Annotated in this window: 19 protein-coding genes; 10 read left to right on the top strand and 9 right to left on the bottom strand. The window is 38.3% G+C overall.

The genetic code is table 11. The annotated features are described in order from the left end of the window. Nucleotides 1–97: 97 nt before the first annotated feature. From rlmB to BN1226_RS06230, 7 genes are all read right to left on the bottom strand, one after another. A complete protein-coding gene (gene rlmB / locus BN1226_RS06260) occupies nucleotides 98–835 on the bottom strand; it encodes a 23S rRNA (guanosine(2251)-2'-O)-methyltransferase RlmB (protein ID WP_044470442.1) in 738 nt (245 codons plus the stop codon). A gap of 3 nt (nucleotides 836–838) precedes the next feature. Continuing rightward, on the bottom strand, nucleotides 839–3241 hold the full coding sequence (gene rnr / locus BN1226_RS06255) for a ribonuclease R (RefSeq protein WP_077064993.1): 2403 nt from the start codon (nucleotides 3239–3241) through the stop codon (nucleotides 839–841). A 184-nt stretch (nucleotides 3242–3425) separates the two neighbouring features. Continuing rightward, the gene (gene rplI / locus BN1226_RS06250) at nucleotides 3426–3875 is read right to left on the bottom strand and encodes a 50S ribosomal protein L9 (RefSeq protein ID WP_044470441.1); all 450 of its coding nucleotides are present in this window, start codon (nucleotides 3873–3875) and stop codon (nucleotides 3426–3428) included. A 19-nt stretch (nucleotides 3876–3894) separates the two neighbouring features. Continuing rightward, nucleotides 3895–4122, bottom strand: coding sequence for a 30S ribosomal protein S18 (gene rpsR, locus BN1226_RS06245; protein ID WP_005759927.1), 228 nt, complete (start codon nucleotides 4120–4122; stop codon nucleotides 3895–3897). A gap of 17 nt (nucleotides 4123–4139) precedes the next feature. Next, nucleotides 4140–4463: a primosomal replication protein N gene (gene priB / locus BN1226_RS06240; RefSeq protein ID WP_044470440.1), complete on the bottom strand. Its 324-nt coding sequence runs from the start codon at nucleotides 4461–4463 to the stop codon at nucleotides 4140–4142. Further along, entirely contained in the window at nucleotides 4450–4827 is a 378-nt protein-coding gene (gene rpsF / locus BN1226_RS06235) for a 30S ribosomal protein S6 (RefSeq protein WP_005759888.1), read from the bottom strand. The genes priB and rpsF overlap by 14 nt, the downstream gene beginning before the upstream one ends. 121 nt (nucleotides 4828–4948) lie before the next feature. Further along, entirely contained in the window at nucleotides 4949–5362 is a 414-nt protein-coding gene (locus tag BN1226_RS06230) for a MerR family transcriptional regulator (protein ID WP_005759885.1), read from the bottom strand. 95 nt (nucleotides 5363–5457) lie between these two features. Between BN1226_RS06230 and BN1226_RS06225 the strand changes: the two genes are divergently transcribed. Genes BN1226_RS06225 through BN1226_RS06200 form a run of 6 tightly spaced genes read left to right on the top strand, consistent with a single transcriptional unit; the run spans nucleotide 5458 to nucleotide 11198 of the window. Further along, complete coding sequence (locus BN1226_RS06225; protein ID WP_044470439.1) at nucleotides 5458–6225, top strand: class I SAM-dependent methyltransferase; 768 nt, start codon at nucleotides 5458–5460, stop codon at nucleotides 6223–6225. Between the two features lie 41 nt (nucleotides 6226–6266). Further along, nucleotides 6267–7832 carry a nickel ABC transporter substrate-binding protein gene (gene nikA / locus BN1226_RS06220; protein WP_044470438.1) on the top strand — a complete coding sequence of 522 codons (1566 nt, stop codon included), beginning with the start codon at nucleotides 6267–6269 and terminating at the stop codon, nucleotides 7830–7832. 11 nt (nucleotides 7833–7843) lie between these two features. Further along, entirely contained in the window at nucleotides 7844–8776 is a 933-nt protein-coding gene (opp1B, locus tag BN1226_RS06215) for a nickel/cobalt ABC transporter permease (RefSeq protein WP_044470437.1), read from the top strand. Further along, nucleotides 8776–9639: a nickel/cobalt ABC transporter permease gene (opp1C, locus tag BN1226_RS06210; protein WP_044470436.1), complete on the top strand. Its 864-nt coding sequence runs from the start codon at nucleotides 8776–8778 to the stop codon at nucleotides 9637–9639. The genes opp1B and opp1C overlap by 1 nt, the downstream gene beginning before the upstream one ends. Beyond that, nucleotides 9629–10444 (top strand): ATP-binding cassette domain-containing protein, encoded by an 816-nt coding sequence (locus BN1226_RS06205; RefSeq protein WP_044470435.1) that lies wholly within the window; start codon nucleotides 9629–9631, stop codon nucleotides 10442–10444. Before opp1C ends, BN1226_RS06205 begins: the two co-directional genes overlap by 11 nt. Next, complete coding sequence (locus BN1226_RS06200; protein WP_052506685.1) at nucleotides 10437–11198, top strand: ABC transporter ATP-binding protein; 762 nt, start codon at nucleotides 10437–10439, stop codon at nucleotides 11196–11198. Before BN1226_RS06205 ends, BN1226_RS06200 begins: the two co-directional genes overlap by 8 nt. A gap of 72 nt (nucleotides 11199–11270) precedes the next feature. Here BN1226_RS06200 and BN1226_RS10770 read toward each other — a convergent pair whose 3' ends face one another. Beyond that, complete coding sequence (locus BN1226_RS10770; protein WP_155811587.1) at nucleotides 11271–11429, bottom strand: hypothetical protein; 159 nt, start codon at nucleotides 11427–11429, stop codon at nucleotides 11271–11273. Nucleotides 11430–11440: 11 nt separating this feature from the next. Next, nucleotides 11441–12952: a membrane-bound lytic murein transglycosylase MltF gene (mltF, locus tag BN1226_RS06195; RefSeq protein ID WP_044470434.1), complete on the bottom strand. Its 1512-nt coding sequence runs from the start codon at nucleotides 12950–12952 to the stop codon at nucleotides 11441–11443. A 285-nt stretch (nucleotides 12953–13237) separates the two neighbouring features. Here mltF and purL point away from each other — a divergent pair, with 285 nt between their 5' ends. The 4 genes from purL (at nucleotide 13238) to BN1226_RS06175 (ending at nucleotide 20980) form a co-directional block, all read left to right on the top strand. Beyond that, nucleotides 13238–17131 (top strand): phosphoribosylformylglycinamidine synthase, encoded by a 3894-nt coding sequence (gene purL / locus BN1226_RS06190; RefSeq protein WP_044470433.1) that lies wholly within the window; start codon nucleotides 13238–13240, stop codon nucleotides 17129–17131. Nucleotides 17132–17192: 61 nt separating this feature from the next. After that, nucleotides 17193–18545 carry an RNA-directed DNA polymerase gene (locus tag BN1226_RS06185; RefSeq protein ID WP_239384672.1) on the top strand — a complete coding sequence of 451 codons (1353 nt, stop codon included), beginning with the start codon at nucleotides 17193–17195 and terminating at the stop codon, nucleotides 18543–18545. Nucleotides 18546–19078: 533 nt separating this feature from the next. Continuing rightward, nucleotides 19079–19753, top strand: coding sequence for a hypothetical protein (locus BN1226_RS06180; RefSeq protein ID WP_044470432.1), 675 nt, complete (start codon nucleotides 19079–19081; stop codon nucleotides 19751–19753). Nucleotides 19754–20008: 255 nt separating this feature from the next. After that, entirely contained in the window at nucleotides 20009–20980 is a 972-nt protein-coding gene (locus BN1226_RS06175) for a helix-turn-helix transcriptional regulator (RefSeq protein WP_044470431.1), read from the top strand. Nucleotides 20981–21039: the final 59 nt, after the last annotated feature.

Below are 21039 nucleotides of genomic sequence, written 5' to 3'. Positions count from 1 at the left end.
ACATATTAGAAATGTGAAGATTATCACAAAATTTTATTATTTGACTTAATGGGATGTTAACAATAATCATCCCATTAGCATCTCTTGGAGAGATCTTTTAGGCGATATTTTGTCTTACTATTTCGAATAAACATACTCCAGTAGCAACCGATACATTAAGTGAGGATACGGTTCCTGCCATTGGAATACTAATAAGTTGATCACAATGTTCTCGAGTTAAACGACGCATTCCTTCACCTTCAGCGCCCATTACTAAAGCAAGTGGCCCCGTAAGTTTGGTTTGATAAAGTGTTTCGGTTGCTTCACCAGCAGTACCTACCACCCAAATATTATGATTTTGTTGTAAATCACGGATAGTTCGAGAAAGATTAGTCACACGAATAAGTGGGACAACTTCGGCTGCACCGCAAGCGACTTTACGAGCAATAGCCGTTAGCTGTGCTGATTTATCTTTAGGCACGATAACCGCACATACACCAGCGGCATCTGCTGTACGTAATACCGCACCAAGATTGTGCGGATCGGTTATTCCATCTAAGATTAAGACTAAGGGATTTTTTTGATTGGCTAAGATCTTATCTAGATCATGCTCATTCATTTCCTTTGCAGGTTGTACACGTGCAATGATACCTTGATGAACCTCACCATTGGCTTTGTTATCTAAAGTTTGGCGATTAAGAAATTGTACAGAAATACCCAAATTGTGTAATTCTTTTAATAATGGTTGCAAGCGTTTATCTTCACGGCCTTTAAGCACAAATACTTCAATAATGCGTTCAGGGGCGGTGGTTAAAAATGAATTTACTGCATGGATGCCATAAATATTTTCAGACATGAATTATTTTCTCTTTTTTGTTGTGGATTTTTTATCGGCTTTTTTATTTACCAATTTTTTTGATTTTTTAACCGCACTTTTAGCTTTTCCTTTACGGGGTGCTTGTGCTTTTTTGTGTTGTTTGTCATAGCTTTCTGCATAACGCATAGATTTTTTTGCATTATCTTTGGCTGTTTTACCTTCTCTACGAGGCTTACGTCCACTGGAAACTAAAGCAAAGTCAATTTGACGTTGTTCAAGGCTCACCGCTTCAACGCGAACTTTAATTACATCACCAATGCGATACACTGTACCACTATTTTCACCTAATAAACGTTGACCTGCGATATCATAACGATAGTAGTCATTTTCTAGGGTTGAGATATGTACCAAGCCATCAATAAACAAATCTTTTAAGCGTACGAAGAAGCCAAAACCTGTGACTGATGAAATGATACCTTCAAATTCATCACCTACATGATCTTGCATATATTCACATTTTAGCCAATCAGCCACTTCACGAGTTGCATCATCAGCACGGCGTTCTGTCATAGAGCAATGATCGCCCAATACATCCATTTCCTCTAAACTATAATGATAACCACCAGTGGCTGTGGTTTTACGTTTAGCTCCTTGCTCTTTAGCTAATAGATATTTAATGCTGCGGTGTAAAGTTAAATCGGGGTAGCGACGAATTGGCGAGGTAAAATGGGCATATTCCTCAAGAGCTAAACCAAAGTGACCAATGTTATCCGCATTATACATAGCTTGACTTAAAGATCGTAGCAACATCGTTTGAATTAATTCATGATCTGGACGTTCTTTCACTTCTTCAAGTAATTTTGCATAGTCTTTAGTGGTTGGCTTTAATCCACCTTCTAGACTTAGTCCACATTCAGCAAGAAAACTACGGAATGATACCAATTTTTCTTCGCTTGGCCCTGCATGAATACGAAATAGTGCGGGTTCTTGATGGCGTTCCATAAAGTTCGCTGCCGCAATATTTGCCATAATCATACATTCTTCAATGATTTTGTGAGCATCGTTGCGTTCTACTTGCTCAATACTTTCGATACGGCCTAATTCATTAAAAATAAATTTACTTTCAATCGTTTCAAAGTCAATGGCACCACGTTGATGACGTGCTTGTACCAAGGATTTGTACATATTGTGCAATTCTTTCAAGTCGGGTACAAGTTCTGCATAACGTTTACTAAGCTCTTCATCACCTTCTAAAATACGAGCCACTTTAGTATAAGTAAGACGAGCATGAGAATTCATTACAGCTTCGTAGAATTGATAGCTTTTTTGTTCTCCTTTATCTGAAATCGATATTTCACAGACCATACATAAACGATCAACCTGTGGATTAAGCGAACATAAACCATTAGAAAGTACTTCTGGCAACATTGGTACCACACGATTTGGAAAATATACAGAGTTACCTCGATTATGAGCTTCAATATCTAATGCTGTACGTAGGCGTACATAGTAACTTACATCGGCAATAGCTACCCATAAACGCCAACCGCCATCTTCACGCTGACAGTAAACTGCATCATCAAAATCTCGAGCATCTTCACCATCAATAGTGACCAAAGGTAATTTTCGTAAATCTACACGACCGATTGTTGCTTCTTCAGGAATTTCTTCTGTAAATTTTTTAATTTGTTTTTCTACGGCTGCTGGAAAAGTATGGGGAATATCATGATTACGGAGAGCAATTTCTACTTCCATACCTTTTGCCATATTATCGCCAAGAATTTCAGTGATTACTCCAACTGCTTGGCTGAAACTCGCCGTACGAGGTTTAAGTTCAACCACGACAACTTGTCCCATACGAGCACCTTTTCGGCTTTCATTGGGAATTAAAATATCACGATTAATGCGACTATCATCAGGTACCACATAGCCGATCCCTTCCTCAAGGAAGAAACGACCAACAATCTGTTTTTTACGTCCTTCTAGGACACGGACAATACGCACTTCACGGCGACCTTTACGGTCAAGCTGACCTGGTTGAGCAAGTACATAGTCGCCATGCATTACACGTTGCATTTGTGCATTAGGAATAAATAAATCTTCTCTAGCGCCTTCTACTTGTAGAAAGCCATAACCATCGCGATGTCCAATGACAGTTCCTTTCAGTAAATCTAATTTTTCAGGTAGTACATAACAACGACGTTTATTAAAAACAAGCTGACCATCATTTTCCATCGCTCGTAAACGACGACGTATACCTTCTGAACGTTCTTCATCTCGAATAGCAAAGGCTTTCAAAATTTCTTCTCGAGACATCGGTGCATTATGCTGACGGATAGTCTGTAGGATAAACTCACGACTTGGCACTGGATTATCATATTTTTCTGATTCTTGTTGATAATTAGGATCTAAAAGTGCGGTCTGATTTTTGATTTTTTTTATCATAATCTTTTCCTCGTTAGCGGATGATGATTATTAATCATGGTTAGTTTGACATTGTGAAGGGCTGAAAGCAAGGAAAGAAATGGTTATCTTTGGTAAGTAGAAAGGTTTCTTAAATATCCTATCTCATTGTTTACAATAAAAAACCCAGCTGGTAAGCTGGGTTTTCATATCAAGTGACTTGATATTATTCAGCAACAACATTCACATTTAATGAAGTGAATACTTCACCGTGAAGTTGGAATTTAACTTCGTGCTCACCTAATGTACGAATTGGGCCTGTTGATAAACGAACTTCACTTTTCGCAACTTCAACGCCAGCTGCTTTAATAGCTTCAGCGATTTCACGAGTAGTGATAGAACCGAATAAACGACCTTCGTCACCAGCTTTAGAAGCGATAGTTACAGTTTCTAATGCTGCAATTTGTGCCGCACGAGCTTGTGCTGCTGCTAATTCAGCTGCAACTTTAGCTTCGATTTCTGCACGACGTGCTTCGAAGTGTTCAATGTTAGCTTTAGTTGCCATAACCGCTTTACCTTGTGGGATTAAGAAGTTACGAGCAAAGCCTGATTTAACATTAACTTGTTCACCAACATTACCTAAGTGAACAATTTTATCTAAAAGAATTACTTGCATTACCGTTATCCTCTATTAATTACTGATGATTGTCAGTGTATGGAAGTAACGCTAAATAACGAGCGCGTTTAATCGCACGAGCTAATTGACGTTGATACTTCGCACGAGTACCGGTAATACGGCTTGGAACAATTTTGCCGCTCTCTGTAATGTAGTTCTTTAATGTAGCGATATCTTTATAATCGATTTCAACTACGTTTTCCGCTGTGAAACGGCAGAACTTGCGACGACGGAAATAACGTGCCATTTGGCTAGTCTCCTAATCTATAAATATTCGATATGTTCGGCATGTAAAACCAATTGGCTTAAGCCATTTGCTGTTTTATGAGTTGTAATAAAACCAACCACTAACAGTTTACTACCGACCGTAATGCTTTGAGTTTTTTGGATTAATTGATTGCCACTAAATTGAACGGAAATTTTACACCATGCTTGGCGAGCTAATCCTGCTTCCACTTGCTCAGAACGATGTTCTAAACAAATTCGGCAATGTTCAATTCCATTAGGGCTTTTGCTTCGTTTAGGTTGGTCAGATACAACGCCAACTATGGATAAACGATTATCAATTTTCAAATTACTCTTCAGCATCCTCAAAATCGTTGTTTTCAACTTCAGCTGAAGCGCGACGTTCGTCTTTCGCTTTAACCATTGGGGACGCTTCTGTTACGGCGTGCTTAGTACGAATAATTACGTTACGAAGAATTGCATCATTGTAACGGAAAGTTGTTTCTAGCTCGTCGATGACTTCTTGAGGCGCTTCTACATTCATAAGCACATAATGTGCTTTGTGTAATTTATTAATTGGGTATGCTAATTGACGGCGACCCCAATCTTCTAAGCGATGAATTTGACCGCCAGCTTCTTTTACAGAACCTGTATAACGTTCAATCATGCCTGGTACTTGTTCGCTTTGGTCCGGGTGAACCATAAACACGATTTCGTAGTGACGCATTACTGCTCCTTACGGGTTAATCAGCCTCCGACTGTTAGATCAGTCACCAATCTGCGGAAGCAAGGAACGAAAATTAAATGTGACTGCAAGGAGCGGATTATACACTTCTCAAAAAATTAGCTCAAGTGTTTATTTTACGGAAACGAATATTCTCAGTATTAAAAATATTTTGCATTACATCGGTGCCTGTCATCTCACTGCATTTTTGTTTTAATTTAATTAATTCCATGCGTAAGTGGTCTAGTTCGTGTAAACGTTTAGCAACATCACGAATATGTTTATCAAGCAATTGATTGACTTCTTGAACTTGCTTTTCAGATCCATTTTCAAGGTTTAGTAGCATTTTAATTTCTGACAATGAAATGTCTAGGTTACGACAATAACAAATAAAACAAAGACGTTGTAAGTGTTCGGATGTATAGATACGGAAATTACTGGGAGTGCGTTTAGGTTTGGGCAATAGGCCTCTCTGTTCATAAAATCGAATAGTTTCGTTAGTACATCCTACGGCTTTTGCAAGTTGACTGATTCTCATTTTTATCCTTTGATTTTATTAGAAAAAACACTTGACCATAAAGTTACTTCATAGTTTATCATAATTTGCAATGAAACGAATATTAGAGAATTAATGTGTTGTTAAATTTAAATCAAAATAGCTTATTAGATAATGTGACTAACTATTGGGATAATCGTGCAAAAGATTATAGCCAACATAATCAACAAGAATTACAAAGTATTAAACGAGAAAAATGGAAAAAAACGCTTCTTAGTCATGTTCCTCAAGGCGCTTCTAAAATTTTAGATGTCGGAACGGGTCCAGGTTTTTTTGCGATTTTGATGACAAAGGCGGGATTTCAAGTAACAGGGATTGATGCAACCCATAATATGCTTGAACAAGCTAAACAAAACGCACAACAAGCCAATGTGAATATTAATTTTGTGCAAGGTGATGTGCATCAACTTCCTTTTGCTGATGAGAGCTTTGATGTTATTGTTACGAGAAATGTTACATGGAATTTGCAACATCCAGAGCAAGCTTACCAAGAATGGTTTCGTGTATTAAAGCCTAATGGGCGCCTTATTAATTTTGATGCGAATTGGTATCTCTATTTATATGATGAACAACGTCGTAAGGCTTTTGAGCAAGATAGAGCGAATACAGCAAAAAGACAAATTGAGGATCATTATGAGAATACAGATACCCATGCAATGGAAGCTATTGCTCGCCAATTACCTTTAAGTCGCCAACTTCGCCCTCATTGGGATTTACAGCAGTTATTGAATATTGGATTTAGTCAATTTGTCGTTGATACAAAAATAGGGGAAAGACTTTGGGATGATATTGAAAAAATCAATTATTGTTCGACCCCCATGTTTATGATTGTCGCTCAGAAATAATTTCTAGCATAAATAATTATCATCAGGAGAAGGAAAACTGTATGAAAAAAATTTTTATTTTTTTGACCGCACTTTCAGTAACAACAGGAAGTTATGCTAATCAAGCCAATAATGAATTAGATTATGCGAGTACTAAAGATATTCGAGATATTAATCCACATCTTTATTCTGGTGAAATGGCAGCACAGAATATGGTTTTCGAGTCTTTGGTGATGAATACGAATGATGGTGTAAAACCTTGGCTCGCAGAAAGTTGGTCGATTTCCGAAGATGGAAAAACCTATGTTTTCCATTTACGTAAAGATGTGAAATTTTCTAATGGTGAAAGTTTTAATGCCAAGGTTGCGAAACTTAATATGGAAGCAGTAATTGAAAACTTTAACCGTCATGCTTGGTTAGAGCTTGTACAACAAATTGATCATATTGAAGCGCCAGATGATTTTACTTTAGTCTTAAAACTTAAACATCCATATTATCCAACGTTAACTGAATTAGGGCTAACTCGTCCATTTCGTTTTCTTTCTCCAAAATGTTTTAAACAAGGAAAAACCCTCAATGGTGTTGATTGTTACGTAGGTACAGGGCCTTGGATGTTAGAAAATCACAATAAAAATGCATATGCTCGTTTTGTTCCGAATAAAAATTATTGGGGGAAAAAGCCTGCATTAAACGCTGTGAATTGGCAAGTTATTCCAGATCGTCAAACAATGTTGTTAGCTTTTCAGAAAGGTGATATTCAGCTAATTTATGGTGCAGATGGTGATATGCTGGATATGGATTCTTTCAAGCAAATTAGTCATTCTCAACAATTTGCTTCATCAATGAGTGAGCCAACGGCTTCTCGTTCTATTGTATTAAATAGTGCTCGTCCTTTAACTAAAGATAAAAAATTACGTCAGGCTTTAGAATATGCGGTTGATAAACAGGGAATTGCTACAGGGATTTTTAATAATGCTGAAACCGTAGCCGAAACCTTAATGTCAAAAACAGTTCCTTATGCAAATGTGGACGTGAAAACCTATGGTTTTGATTTAGCAAAATCTGCAAAATTATTAGATGAGGCGGGTTGGATTTTAGAAAAAGGCAAAACAATTCGTGAAAAAGCAGGTGCTCCACTTTCGTTATTGCTTTCTTATAATGTTAATAATGCTTCAGAAAAAGAAATTGCAGAGTTAATGCAAGCTGACTTTAAAAAACTTGGTATAGATCTACAGATTTTAGGGGAAGAAAAGCAAGCCTTTTTAGATCGTCAAAAATTAGGTGATTTTGATTTACAATATTCACTTTCTTGGGGTAAACCTTACGATCCTGCTTCTTTTGTGTCTTCTTTCCGTATTCCAGCACATGCGGATTTCCAAGCACAAAAAGGATTACCAAATAAAGCAGAAATTGACCGCACTATTGGTGAGTTACTGATTACCCCTGATGAACAAAAACGCCAAGCATTATATGCAGATCTGTTTAAAACACTGGCAGATGAAGCGGTATATATTCCTTTAACTTATTCTCGTACCAAAGCTATTTATGCGAAGGCATTAGAGGGAGTGGCTTTTAACCCTTCTCAATATGAGATTCCATTTGAGAAGATGTCTTTTAAATCAAAATAAGCTGAACCTGAATGCAAAGCTATTTTATTCGTCGCTTACTGATGATGTTTCCACTTATGCTACTTATTTCATTTGTCGCATTTGTGTTATTAAACCTTGCACCATCAGATCCAGCAGAAATAGCTTTGCGGATCAATGCGGTTACCATAACTGATGACGTGATCGCGGATATGCGTCATCAGTTAGGATTAGATTTGCCTTTCTTACAACGCTATCTAAATTGGTTGTGGCATATTATCCATTTAGATTTAGGGCGTTCTTTTTTGAATAATCAGCCTGTACTTTCTGAAATATTACATGCATTACCTATAACCTTATATTTAGCTTTTAGCGCATTAATTATTATTTTAGTGGTGTCTTTCGGTGGAGCATTAATTTGTGTGATTTACCCAAATAGTAAATGGGATCAAAGTATTCGAGCTGTCTTATTTATTTTTACTGCAATACCTAATTATTGGCTCGCATTATTATTAATTTGGGGATTTGCAGTTCATTTTAATTGTTTCCCTTCTAATGGCTTATCTCAAGCTTCAGGGATTATCTTGCCCGCTTTAAGCTTATCTCTAGGTTATATCGGCACATATTTAAGACTAATTCGCGGTACCATGTTGAACCAATTAGAGCAACCCTATGTATTTTATGCAAGAGCTCGTGGTTTATCATCCTCTCAAATCTTATTTAAGCATGTGTTAAGAAACTCGCTACATAGTATTTTAGTGGCATTAGGTATGGGAATTCCAAAATTGATTGCGGGTTCGGTTGTTATTGAAAATATTTTTGCATTGCCCGGTATCGGACGTTTATGTATTCAAGCGATCTTTGGACGAGATTATCCAATGATTCAGGCTTATATTTTACTCATGGCAGTGCTTTTCCTGTGCTTTAATTTTATGATTGACTTATTGCAACATCATCTTGATCCAAGATTAAGACGAGGTAAGTAATGTTAGCCTTATTTTTATCAAGATTACGCTATAATTATTTTGCACAGTTTTGCTTAGTTGTGGTGGTAGCAGTTTTCTTGTTGGGGATTTTTGCTCCTTGGTTAACTCAATTTGATCCTACTGTTGCGGATATTCGCCAAAAATATTTACCAATGAGTGAGGTACATTGGTTTGGTACGGATCATCTTGGACGAGATATTTTTGCACGTATTCTTTTTGGTATTCGAGTTACAGTATTTTATGCACTATGGGCAATGTTTATTACCTTATTAATTGGCATTGTAATTGGTATGATAGCTGGGGTATTTGGTAAAAAAGTTGACGAAATACTCATGCGTTTATGTGATGTAATGCTTTCTTTTCCTAGTGAAGTCATGATATTAGCTTTAGTGGGCATTTTAGGGGCTGGAATTGAACATATCTTATTAGCGGTAGTATTAGTCAAATGGGCTTGGTATGCTCGTATGATTCGAGGTACTGTCATACAATATATGCATAAAAATTATATTCGTTATGCGCAAACTATCGGCGAATCTTCTTATCAAATTATCTATCGTCATTTATTGCCCGTCACCGCCGCAGAAATTATGATTTTAGGTTCTGCGGATATTGGATCTGTGATTTTATTGATCTCTGCACTTTCTTTTTTGGGATTAGGCGTTCAAGCGCCCGAGCCTGAATGGGGAAGTATGCTAAGTGATGCAAAAAATATTATGATTTTACACCCCGAACAAATGTTACCAGCAGGTATAGCTATTGTATTGGTTGTGGTGGCATTTAACGGTTTAGGCGATTTTTTACGCGACGTATTTGATCCTGATAATCGAATTAATTTTACTAAGGTGAAAACTGATGAACTCTGATCTATTAACTATTCATCAGTTATCTATTAAGGCACCAGATTCAACTTTTCCCTTGATCGATAATTTGAATTTATCTCTTCAACCTAAACAAACCTTAGCAATAGTTGGAGAAAGCGGTAGTGGTAAGAGTTTGTTGGCAAAAGCGATGATGGGTTTACTGCCTAAAAATTTACAAGCTCAAGGACAAATTTATTTTAAAAATCAGCAAATTTCTTCTTCTAGCCTGAGGAAGCCAGTAGGGATGAGTTTGATTGTACAAAATGCAATGAGTGCCTTTGATCCTTTAATGAGCTTAGAAAAACAATGTATTGAGAGCCTCGCATTAAGAAAAATTTTTGCAAAACATACCGCACTTTCTAAGCGAGATTATCTGCAACAATTAGCTTTGGCTTGCGAGCAAGTAAAACTATCTCCTGATATCTTAAAACGTTATCCTAATCAATTGAGTGGTGGTCAGTTACAACGAGTCATGTTAGCGTTGACATTAGCTATGGATACAGAATTGATCATCGCTGATGAGCCAACAACAGCTTTAGATGCCATAACACAATTTGAAATTTTGCCTTTATTTAAACAATTAGTTGAACAAAAAGGTTGTTCACTTATTTTTATTACCCATGATTTAGGCTTAGTCAAAGAATTGGCAGATCAGATTGCTGTGTTAAAAACAGGGCGATTAGTAGAACTACAGGCAGCTCGACAACTGTTTAACCAACCTCAACATAGTTATACCCAGTATTTACTTTCCATGCGGGAAAAACTTAATCGTGCGTTGCATTCTATGAAGGGAGAAAGTTATGTGTAGCTCTCCATTATTGTCTGTAGAACATATTTCAAAAAGTTATTCCTCTTCTTTTTGCTTATTAAAATCTGCTAACCAGCAAGTTTTAAATGATGTTTCTTTTCATTTAAATAAGGGGCAAAGCCTAGGTTTAGTGGGGGAGAGTGGTTCAGGCAAGAGTACATTAGCTCGTTTAATTTGTGGTATTGAAAAGCCTGATTGCGGCAGTATATGGTTAAATGGGCAATCTATTTTCAAATCAAGCAATCGACTAAATAGTATTAGTCTTGTTTTTCAAGATTATCAGTCTTCAATTAATCCAACAATGACTGTATTTCAAGCGATTAGCGAACCTTTAAGAATTCAAGGAAATTATACCTTGTCGCAATTACAACAGCGGGTGGTAGAATATTTGGATAAAGTAAATTTATCTGCTGATTTAATGTCTCATTATGTTTATCAGTTATCTGGTGGTCAGGCTCAGCGTGTTTGTATTTGTCGAGCATTAATAACTCATCCTTCATTAATCGTTTTGGATGAACCCGTGAGTTCCTTAGATTTGGTGACTCAGGTTCAAATTTTAGATTTACTGATTCGTCTTAAGCAAGATTTTAATCTGAGTTATTTTTTTATTACACATAACATTCAAGTATTGTGTTATTTATGTGAGCAAGTGCTTTTCTTCAAGCAAGGACAAATAGTGGAGCAAAGTGCGGTGCAAAATCTAAAAAATGTGACATCAGATTATGCAATTAAACTCTTATCATCAGTGATTTAAATTGGCATTGGCATAAAATTTTTCTAAAAAATACCGCACTTTAGTTGCTTCTTGTGCGGTATTTTTTTTCGATTAACATTCATGGCATACCACAAAATTATATTCATGACGTTGTGCAATTTTTGCCTTGCGATGTTTTAACCGTTTAATCCGAGAGTTACGTCGATGAGATAAATGTAATGATAAACTGGTGGTTTTTTTTAAAGAAGGTTTACGTCTTCTAATTAACATATTTATTACTCCTATTTGTCTTGAGTTTCAGATGATGTTGCGGGCGTTTTTTCTGAAACAGGTTCACTTTGTATTTTCTCTGAAGAGTTGGAATCATTTATCTCAATATTCGGAGAAAGTGTTTTTTGTTCGTTTTCTTTATTATCAGCATTTCCTTGCACTCGATAATAATTAATGATGCTGTTCATGTAGCGACGAATATTCTCCACATATTGAAAAGCTTCATAACCTCGGGCGTAACCATATTTTAAATTGCTGTAATAACGTTTTTCAGCTAATAATGGTAAATTCTTTTTTACGTCAAGCCAATTATCAGGATCCCCGCCTAAGTTTTTAGTAAGCCTGCGAGCATCTAACATATGTCCTAGCCCCATATTATAGCCCACTAAAGCAAACCAAATTCGATCTTCACGAGGAATACTATCAGGCACTTGACCAATTAACCAATGTAAATATTCTGAACCTGCTTTAATGCTTTGTTCTGCATTGGTACGATCATTAATTTTCATTCGATCTGCGGTAGCTTTTGTGAGCATCATCATACCACGAACGCCAGTGGTTGACGTGGCATTTTCATTCCAGTGAGATTCTTGATAAGCTACAGCTGCGAGTAATCGCCAATCGAGTTCTCCTTTATATTTTTCAAAAAGGGCAGCATATTTAGGCAATACAGTAGTAATAGACTTAATATAATCTCTCATATCTACATAATCAAACTGACTGAAATGATTAAAGTATTTTTCTTCAATACGTGCAGTTAATCCACCCTCAATAGAATTATTCATAAAGTCTAATAAGGCAGCTTGTAATTCATTGTAAGAATTATTAGGTAAATACCAATGTACAGTCGCTTCATCTGTCACATCGAAGGCTACTGCAATGTTCGGCTTAATTTGTTGTACAGCAGAAACATCAATAGAATTAGCGATAGTATAATTAATTTTACCCTCTGCCACTTGTAATAATAATTCTTCTTGAGTCAGGTTATCATCTAATTGCCATTGTAGATTTGGATATTTACTTTGCCCTTCTATTAATAGTTGTGGCAGTTCTGTTCCACTAGCAATAATTAATTTATCTTTAACTTGGTTTAAAGATTGTGGACGAGTTTCGCCTTTTCGATAGACCAACTGCCAAGATGCGGAGTAATAAGCTGGACCAATTTGAAAAGCTTCTGCTTTTTTAGGTTGGAAGAGCAGATTCGCTGCAGCAATATCAATTTTATTGTTTTCCAGAGCATTGAAGAGTTGTTCACTATTATTCATTGTTTTCATTTCGAGCTTTACGCCAAGATAATCGGCAAATGCTTTGCTTAAATCGTATTCAAGCCCAGCCTGTCCTTCGGTGCCAATGAAATAAGACACAGGATTATTGACGGTTCCAACAATAAGTTTGCCCCGTTGTTGGATAGCTGTATAACGATTTTCTTCTGAACGCATCATTTGTTGCCAAGGGAAGACCATATCAATAGCCCATAATAATAGCGCTAGTGCAGCAACGATACGTAAAAATAAGCCTTTCAAATATTGTTCTCTAGAAATTGATTATAAATTGGAGGCATTGTAACTGTTCGGCACAGAATACTCAAATTTGTGATGATTGATGTACATTTCGAGATAGGTTTTATTGCAAAACTGCGGTAAAAATTTTGAAAATTTTTCAGATTATCAATTGAAGTTAATTGTTTGATTTTTCTCATTGTACATAAAATCCGCCTTCAATCAAAAGCAATGCAAACGTTTTCGTTTTGGATGGATTTCATTTATAATAGAGAAAATTTTTAGTTAACTAATTAAGGTATGCTCCCTATGTTCAAGCGCTTTCGTGGCTCGCCAGCCCTTTCTGAATTTCGTTTAAACCAACTTCAACAAAAATTTGCTAATGCGAATTTACCTGTGAAATCCGTGTATGCGGAATATGTGCATTTTGCCGATTTAACCGCTCCACTTTCTGCGGAGCAAGAAGACAAACTTAGCCAACTTTTACACTACGGACCAACCCTAGCTGAACACGAACCTGTGGGCGAAACCTTTATCGTGATCCCCCGTTTCGGCACCATTTCCTCTTGGTCGTCAAAAGCTACCGACATTGCTCACAACTGCGGTTTGGCTCAAGTGGCTCGTGTGGAGCGTGGTTTGGCGTACTATTTTGATTTTGAGCGTGCATTAACCGCTGAAGAACAGACCGCACTTTCGGCGTTGTTACACGACCGTATGATGGAAACCGTGATCCGCAATGAAAGCGAGGCGGTAGCTTTATTCGCCCAACAAGAACCAAAACCTTTCACGACCGTGGATATTTTAAGCGGTGGTCGCAAAGCCTTAGAAGAGGCAAACATCAACTTAGGTTTGGCGTTGGCAGACGATGAAATCGATTATTTGGTGGAAAATTTTACCAAATTAGGGCGTAACCCGAACGACATTGAGCTGTATATGTTTGCACAGGCGAACTCAGAACACTGTCGCCACAAAATTTTCAATGCAGACTGGATTATTGACGGCGAAAAACAGGAAAAATCGCTGTTCAAAATGATCAAAAATACCTTTGAGAAAACCCCTGACTATGTGCTGTCTGCCTACAAAGACAACGCAGCGGTAATGGAAGGCTCAAAAATCGGGCGTTTCTTCCCTGATCAAGACGGTCAATACCGCTACCACCAAGAAGACGCTCACATTTTAATGAAAGTGGAAACCCACAACCACCCAACCGCTATTTCGCCATTCCCAGGGGCGGCGACAGGTTCGGGCGGAGAAATCCGTGACGAAGGGGCAACAGGGCGTGGGGCAAAACCAAAAGCCGGTTTGACAGGCTTTTCCGTGTCTAACTTAGTGATTCCAAACTTTGAACAGCCTTGGGAAAATCCGCTTTCTAAGCCAAGCCGTATTGCTTCGGCATTGGATATTATGATTGAAGGCCCATTGGGCGGTGCGGCGTTTAACAACGAATTTGGTCGCCCAGCGTTGTTGGGTTATTTCCGTACTTACGAAGAAAAAGTAAATAGCTTTGCCGGCGAAGAAGTGCGTGGCTACCACAAACCGATTATGCTGGCTGGCGGTATCGGTAATATTCGTGCCGAACACGTGCAAAAAGGCGAAATCCCTGTGGGGGCAAAATTGATCGTGCTTGGCGGCCCAGCGATGAATATCGGCTTGGGTGGCGGTGCGGCTTCGTCAATGGACAGCGGTAAATCCAAAGAAGATTTAGACTTCGCTTCCGTTCAGCGTGAAAACCCAGAAATGGAACGCCGCTGCCAAGAAGTAATCGACCGCTGCTGGCAGTTGGGCGATGAGAACCCGATTTTATTCATTCACGATGTGGGTGCGGGCGGTTTGTCTAACGCAATGCCTGAATTGGTACACGATGGCGAACGAGGCGGTAAATTTGATTTACGCCACATCCTTTGCGATGAAAAAGGAATGTCGCCGTTGGAAATTTGGTGTAACGAATCGCAAGAGCGTTATGTGTTAGCGGTTGCCCCTGAAAAATTGGAATTATTCACCGCACTTTGTGAGCGTGAGCGTGCGCCATTTGCGGTCATTGGCGAGGCGACCGAAGAAAAACACCTCACCTTGCACGATGCGCATTTCGGCAACGATCCGATTGATTTGCCGATGAATGTGTTACTCGGTAAAACGCCAAAAATGACCCGTAATGTTTCGCAAAAAAATGTGGAAAACGCACCGCTTGCAACCGCTGACATCAATCTGAAAGATGCCTTACACCGTGTGTTACGCTTACCGGTGGTGGCGGAAAAAACCTTCTTAATCACCATTGGCGACCGCTCGGTCACGGCTATGGTAGCCCGTGACCAAATGGTTGGCCCGTGGCAAATCCCTGTGTCTGATGTGGCGGTAACGACTGCTGGTTTAGACACTTATCACGGCGAAGCAATGTCTATGGGCGAAAGAGCCCCTGTGGCGTTGTTAGATTTCGGGGCATCGGCACGCTTGGCAGTGGCGGAATCCATTACCAACATTGCAGCGACCGATATCGGCGACATCAAACGCATTAAACTTTCGGCTAACTGGATGTCGGCGGCTGGTCACGCAGGCGAAGATGCAGGCTTATATGAAGCCGTGAAAGCGGTGGGCGAAGAGCTTTGCCCTGCACTCGGCTTAACCATTCCAGTGGGCAAAGACTCAATGTCAATGAAAACCACTTGGGAAGAAAATGGCGAGAAGAAAACCGTGACCGCTCCGCTTTCGCTGGTGATTTCAGCCTTCGCTCGTGTGGAAGATGTGCGTAAAACCGTCACGCCACAACTTCGCACCGACAAAGGGGCGAGCCGCTTACTCTTAATTGACTTAGGCGAAGGTAACAACCGCTTGGGAGCAACCGCCTTAGCACAGGTGTATAAACAATTAGGTGACAAACCAGCCGATGTGGTGAATGTTCAAGCGTTAAAAGATTTCTTCAACGCAATGCAAGCCTTGGTGGCGGAGCGTAAATTATTAGCTTACCACGACCGTTCAGACGGTGGTTTAATCACCACTTTGGCAGAAATGGCGTTTGCGGGCAACTGCGGCGTGGATGTGGATATTTCAGCCCTTGGCGACAACGATTTAGCGGTGTTATTCAACGAAGAATTGGGGGCGGTGATCCAAGTGGCAGACAGCGAACTCAATGCCGTGCGTGATGTGTTGAAAGCCCACAACTTAATCCACCTTACCAAAGAATTAGGTGCGGTAACAGCGGACGACCGTTTTGAAATCAGCCGAGGCTCACGCAAATTATTAAGCGAAAAACGCTCTGAATTGCGTGGCATTTGGGCGGAACTTACTCACCAAATGCAGCGTTTGCGTGACAACCCAGAATGTGCCGACCAAGAATTTGCGGCGAAAAAAGACCCAAATAACCAAGGTTTATCGGCATTCTTAACCTACGATGTGAATGAAGATATAGCCGCCCCATTCATCAACAAAGGCGTGAAACCGACCATTGCGATTTTGCGTGAGCAAGGCGTGAACAGCCATTACGAAATGGCGGCAGCGTTTGACAGTGCTGGCTTCAACGCGATTGACGTACATATGTCTGACTTAATGGCAGGTCGCCATAATGTGAATCATTTCAATGCATTAGTGGCGTGCGGCGGCTTCTCTTACGGCGATGTGTTAGGGGCTGGCGGCGGCTGGGCGAAATCCATCCTGTTCAACCCAGCATTGCGTGACCAATTCAGCCAATTCTTTGCTAACCCGAACACGCTGGCGTTAGGTGTGTGTAACGGTTGCCAAATGATCTCGAACCTAGCGGAAATCATTCCGGGAACCGAAAACTGGCCGCGTTTCGTTCGCAACAAATCTGAACGCTTTGAAGCCCGTGCTGCAATGGTGAAAATCAACGACACCCACTCGCTTTGGTTCAACGGAATGGCAGGCAGCCATATGCCGATTGCGGTTAGCCACGGCGAAGGACAAGTGGAGTTCAAATCCGCCGAGCAACTGGCAGGCCTAAAAGCCCAAAACTTGGTGGTAGGACAATACATCGACAGCCAACTCAACCCAACGGAAGTGTATCCTGCCAACCCGAACGGATCGGCAGAGGGGATTACCATTATCACCAACCTAGACGGACGCGTCGCCGCCATGATGCCACACCCAGAGCGTGTGTTCAGAGCGGTGAGCAACTCTTGGTATCCAGAAGATTGGACAGAAGACGGGGCTTGGATGCGGTTGTTTAGAAGTGCTCGTGTTGCTCTAAAATAATAATGATGGCACTCGTCTTTGACGAGTGCCTTTTTATAATATTTAAATAGAAAATATTTTTATGCACAACACAATACTAAATTTAAATCACATAAAAGCTAAAGAATTTTTCTTAAAATCAGAAACCTATTGTAATATAGGTTTTCCTGAGTATATTTCATTTCAAGATTTATTAGATAGATTATCTACTGAAATAGGCAGAACATCTATTAAAAACTTTTCTGAAAAGAATATAAGCTCATCAAATATTAACTATACTTTATATAACAATAAAGATGGGAGACTATCCTGGAGACCCTTACAACTTATCAACCCCATATCATATATTGATTTAGTTAATGAAATAACAAAAAATAAAAATTGGAATTATTTAAAAAAACGATTCAAAGTTTTTAGTAAGAATAAAAAAATTCAATGCATGAGCATTCCTGTTGTATCATCTTCAAATAAATCTGACAAAGCTGAACAAATTCTAAGTTGGTGGGAAAATATTGAGCAAGAATCTATTTTACAATCACTAGACTATGAATATATTTTTGATACTGATATATCTGACTGCTACGGTTCTATTTATACTCATTCTATTGCTTGGGCTACAAATGGAAAGAAAAAAGCAAAAAATAAAAGAACAGGTAAATCATTATTAGGCAATATTATTGACACAAGAATCCAATGGTCACAAAATGGACAAACAAATGGAATTCCACAAGGTTCGGTATTAATGGACTTTATTGCTGAAATAGTATTAGGATATATAGATCTTATACTATCAATAGAAATAAAGAAAAATTCAATAATTAAATATAAAATACTTAGATATAGAGATGATTACCGTATTTTTGTAAAAAATCATTCTGATGGAGAAAAAATCCTTAGGATTTTATCTGAAATATTAGCTCAATTTGGTATGAAATTGAATTCTGGGAAAACTAAAGGATCTAACGATATAATAACTCAATCAATAAAGAAAGATAAAACATCTTGGTTAAGAATAAATACATCACCAAAAAATCAACAAAAATTATTATTACTAATACGCTCTCATTCTATTGAATATCAAAACTCAGGAAGTTTATTAAAGAACTTAAAAGAATTTGATGAAATTTTAGAGAAAGAAGGGATTTTTATAGAAAATAATATACCTCAACTCACAGCCATTACCACAGATATAGCTTTTAACAATCCTAAATCAATACCTTTATGTTGCTCTATTATTAGTAAACTATTAAACAATATTAATGATATTGATAAAAAAGATGAATTGGTCAAGAGGGTATACGATAAATTAATAAATATGCCCAACTCTGGTTTTGCACAGATATGGTTACAAAGAATGCTGAAATATAAATATCATGAATTCATATTTAATGAAAAAATATGTAATTTAAATCAAGAAAATATTAAGTCATTATGAAACTTCTCTTGGCTAAAACAAAATGACCCCACATCAGACCAGTTAAGAACTATTGTCAATAGTACTAATATATTTAGCCACGAAAAATTTGATCGTTTGGATATTATTATTAAAAATAATGAAGTAAATATTTTTAAAAATCATTCTTTTTAATCAGTCCTCCCGATGGTGCTCGTCTTTGGCGAGTGCCATCTTATAGCATTTGCAAATTTTTTGCAGAATCTGACCGCTTGTATAATTTATTTTTGCGATCTGCGTCGAAAAAATCAAAATTATTGCTAGGATAAAGGTTTAGTTGGATTAAAGCTTAGGTATTTCAATAATCGTTGGGAATATATAGGAACCAATCTTAATCCACACAACTTTCTCAATTTTTTAGTTGCTCTTTTAGTATTCTCAAGTTGAATAAAAAATTCATGTTTTAAGTAAATTCTATTTTATTTTCAAAGTATTAGTTTATATTGTATCTATTATGTAGCAGTAATTTTTTGCCTATTATTTGTAATAACTATCACCTTTCTCTGGGAGATAATATGAAATTCAAGATATTTTTAATTTGCACCGCACTTTTTGCTGGTCCTGCTTGGTCGAATAGTGAAAAAGTAACTAGTGTAGATATTTATAGTCCTTTTTATTCTGCTCAGGGCGGAAAAGCAGATTATGTAAAGGTTTATCAAAAAATTAATGCTCTGTTACTTACTAATAAAAAATCCGACTACGAAAAAGCATCACAAATCGTACGTCAAGAGCCCGCAATGATAACGCCAATGACAATGTCTGTATTAGCTGCTCGAGCTTATGATATGGGGCTGCGTGATGAGGCTGTGTTTTGGTATTTCGTTGCACGCTTTCGCTTAATGATACTGAATGATGTTTTAGATTTACCCAAAATGAATATGGCGGAATATACTGATTTAAATAGCTTAGTCGGTTCGTTTATTCTACCTTACGCTGCTTGCGATTTAGATAAACAACAAAAAATTCAAAATGAAGCTCTTGAATGGACAAAATCCAATCCTTATGAAGCATTGCTTTTGCCACAATTAAAAAGCAAGCATAGTGATCGTAAAAAAGCCATTAAACAAGCAGAAGATGAAGTTTCAGAATGGGTTACCAAATACCAAAATTATTTCAGTGATTTGAAAAATCTTGAGCAATTTAAACAAAAGCGTAAAGCATCAAATATTGATAAGAAATTTTGTTGGTAATTTTATTTCTGCTATTTTTAGAAAAATAGTATTTGACGAGAGCCTTATTATAGATATTCCCAGTATTCGTCATGTGTAGTTTAGAACTATAGGTTTCTACTGATGCGAGCCTAGTCTTTACCGTGAATTATTTTAAAGAACAGATATTTCGTATCAAGTTTTTGTTGCTAACAGACAAATAATTTGCAAAAAATTCTGATAAAACCACCGCTGGATCTTGCTATAATCTCGCCAAAAACAAACAGGGAGAACAGTATGGCAAACCGACCAAAAGAAATCGAAAACACCAATTTGCAGATGGCAATTTTAAGCCGTATGCCGAAATTGCCGAAAAGTGTGGATGCTAAAACCTTGTTAAAACAGCTGGAAGATGCGGGCATTTCCCGTGATATCCGCACCATTCAACGCACTTTGAAGACCTTGTGTGAGAGTTTTGACATTGAGTGCAATTATGAGTCTAAGCCCTACACCTATGCGTGGAAAGAACGCAGCAACGGACTTGCGTTGCCGGTTTTAAGCGAACAACAATCGCTGCTGCTCAAACTTGCTGAGCAGCAGCTTAAATATTTGCTGCCGGCGAATATTATGTCATCAATGCAACCGTTTTTTGACCAAGCGGACAGAATGGTGTCTGGTACTTATCCAAACGGTAAGGAAAAGCCCGTGCATCAATGGCTTGGCAAGGTGTGTGCTACGCCCACTAGCCTGCCGTTGATCCCCGCCAAAATCAAAGACGGCATTTTTGAAGCGGTGAGCCAAGCCTTGTTTCAAAATAAATTGTTGCACATTGACTATCGTAACCAATGGGGCAAGAAAAGCACTGCCACCATTATGCCGCTGGCGATTTCGCAACAAGGGGCGAGCATTTATCTTGTTTGCCGTTTTGAAGGATTTGACGATAACCGCCTGCTTGCCTTACACCGTTTACAAAAAGCCGAAATTTCCACTTTCAGCTTTGAACGCCCTGTGGATTTTAACCTGCAACGCTACCAAGACGAAGGCAATCTGGGCTTTTCTAACCAAGGGAAAATCCGCCTTTCCTTTTCCATTGAACGAGGCGAAGGCTTTCACTTAACCGAAACGCCGCTTTCCAAAGATCAAAAACTGCTGGAAGAAAGTGAAGAACACTACCGTTTCCAAGCTACCGTTGCTGATAATGATATGCTGAAATGGTGGCTACGGCGATTCGGCGATAATATTTGGGATATTGAGAAAGAACCACTTTAATCGAAGGCATTTTAGCCAAGGGCTTATACTTAACGATTAAAGAATGGGGCTGTAGTATG

This window comes from Mannheimia massilioguelmaensis (assembly GCF_000940515.1).
GTDB lineage: Bacteria > Pseudomonadota > Gammaproteobacteria > Enterobacterales > Pasteurellaceae > Basfia > Basfia bettyae.
The sequence above is the reverse complement of the archived record's forward strand: the minus strand, read 5'-3'. Positions and strand labels throughout refer to the sequence as shown.

What these genes read in the sequence shown, in the direction of transcription:
- rnr (WP_077064993.1), bottom strand. Translation starts at nt 3,241, where the DNA reads ATGATAAAAAAAATCAAAAATCAGACCGCACTTTTAGATCCTAATTAT.
- priB (WP_044470440.1), bottom strand. Translation starts at nt 4,463, where the DNA reads ATGCTGAAGAGTAATTTGAAAATTGATAATCGTTTATCCATAGTTGGC.
- opp1C (WP_044470436.1), top strand. Translation starts at nt 8,776, where the DNA reads ATGTTAGCCTTATTTTTATCAAGATTACGCTATAATTATTTTGCACAG.
- BN1226_RS06200 (WP_052506685.1), top strand. Translation starts at nt 10,437, where the DNA reads ATGTGTAGCTCTCCATTATTGTCTGTAGAACATATTTCAAAAAGTTAT.
- rplI (WP_044470441.1), bottom strand. Translation starts at nt 3,875, where the DNA reads ATGCAAGTAATTCTTTTAGATAAAATTGTTCACTTAGGTAATGTTGGT.
- BN1226_RS06175 (WP_044470431.1), top strand. Translation starts at nt 20,009, where the DNA reads ATGGCAAACCGACCAAAAGAAATCGAAAACACCAATTTGCAGATGGCA.
- BN1226_RS06180 (WP_044470432.1), top strand. Translation starts at nt 19,079, where the DNA reads ATGAAATTCAAGATATTTTTAATTTGCACCGCACTTTTTGCTGGTCCT.
- BN1226_RS06185 (WP_239384672.1), top strand. Translation starts at nt 17,193, where the DNA reads ATGCACAACACAATACTAAATTTAAATCACATAAAAGCTAAAGAATTT.
- rpsF (WP_005759888.1), bottom strand. Translation starts at nt 4,827, where the DNA reads ATGCGTCACTACGAAATCGTGTTTATGGTTCACCCGGACCAAAGCGAA.
- rlmB (WP_044470442.1), bottom strand. Translation starts at nt 835, where the DNA reads ATGTCTGAAAATATTTATGGCATCCATGCAGTAAATTCATTTTTAACC.
- BN1226_RS06230 (WP_005759885.1), bottom strand. Translation starts at nt 5,362, where the DNA reads ATGAGAATCAGTCAACTTGCAAAAGCCGTAGGATGTACTAACGAAACT.
- BN1226_RS10770 (WP_155811587.1), bottom strand. Translation starts at nt 11,429, where the DNA reads ATGTTAATTAGAAGACGTAAACCTTCTTTAAAAAAAACCACCAGTTTA.
- rpsR (WP_005759927.1), bottom strand. Translation starts at nt 4,122, where the DNA reads ATGGCACGTTATTTCCGTCGTCGCAAGTTCTGCCGTTTCACAGCGGAA.
- BN1226_RS06205 (WP_044470435.1), top strand. Translation starts at nt 9,629, where the DNA reads ATGAACTCTGATCTATTAACTATTCATCAGTTATCTATTAAGGCACCA.
- opp1B (WP_044470437.1), top strand. Translation starts at nt 7,844, where the DNA reads ATGCAAAGCTATTTTATTCGTCGCTTACTGATGATGTTTCCACTTATG.
- purL (WP_044470433.1), top strand. Translation starts at nt 13,238, where the DNA reads ATGTTCAAGCGCTTTCGTGGCTCGCCAGCCCTTTCTGAATTTCGTTTA.
- nikA (WP_044470438.1), top strand. Translation starts at nt 6,267, where the DNA reads ATGAAAAAAATTTTTATTTTTTTGACCGCACTTTCAGTAACAACAGGA.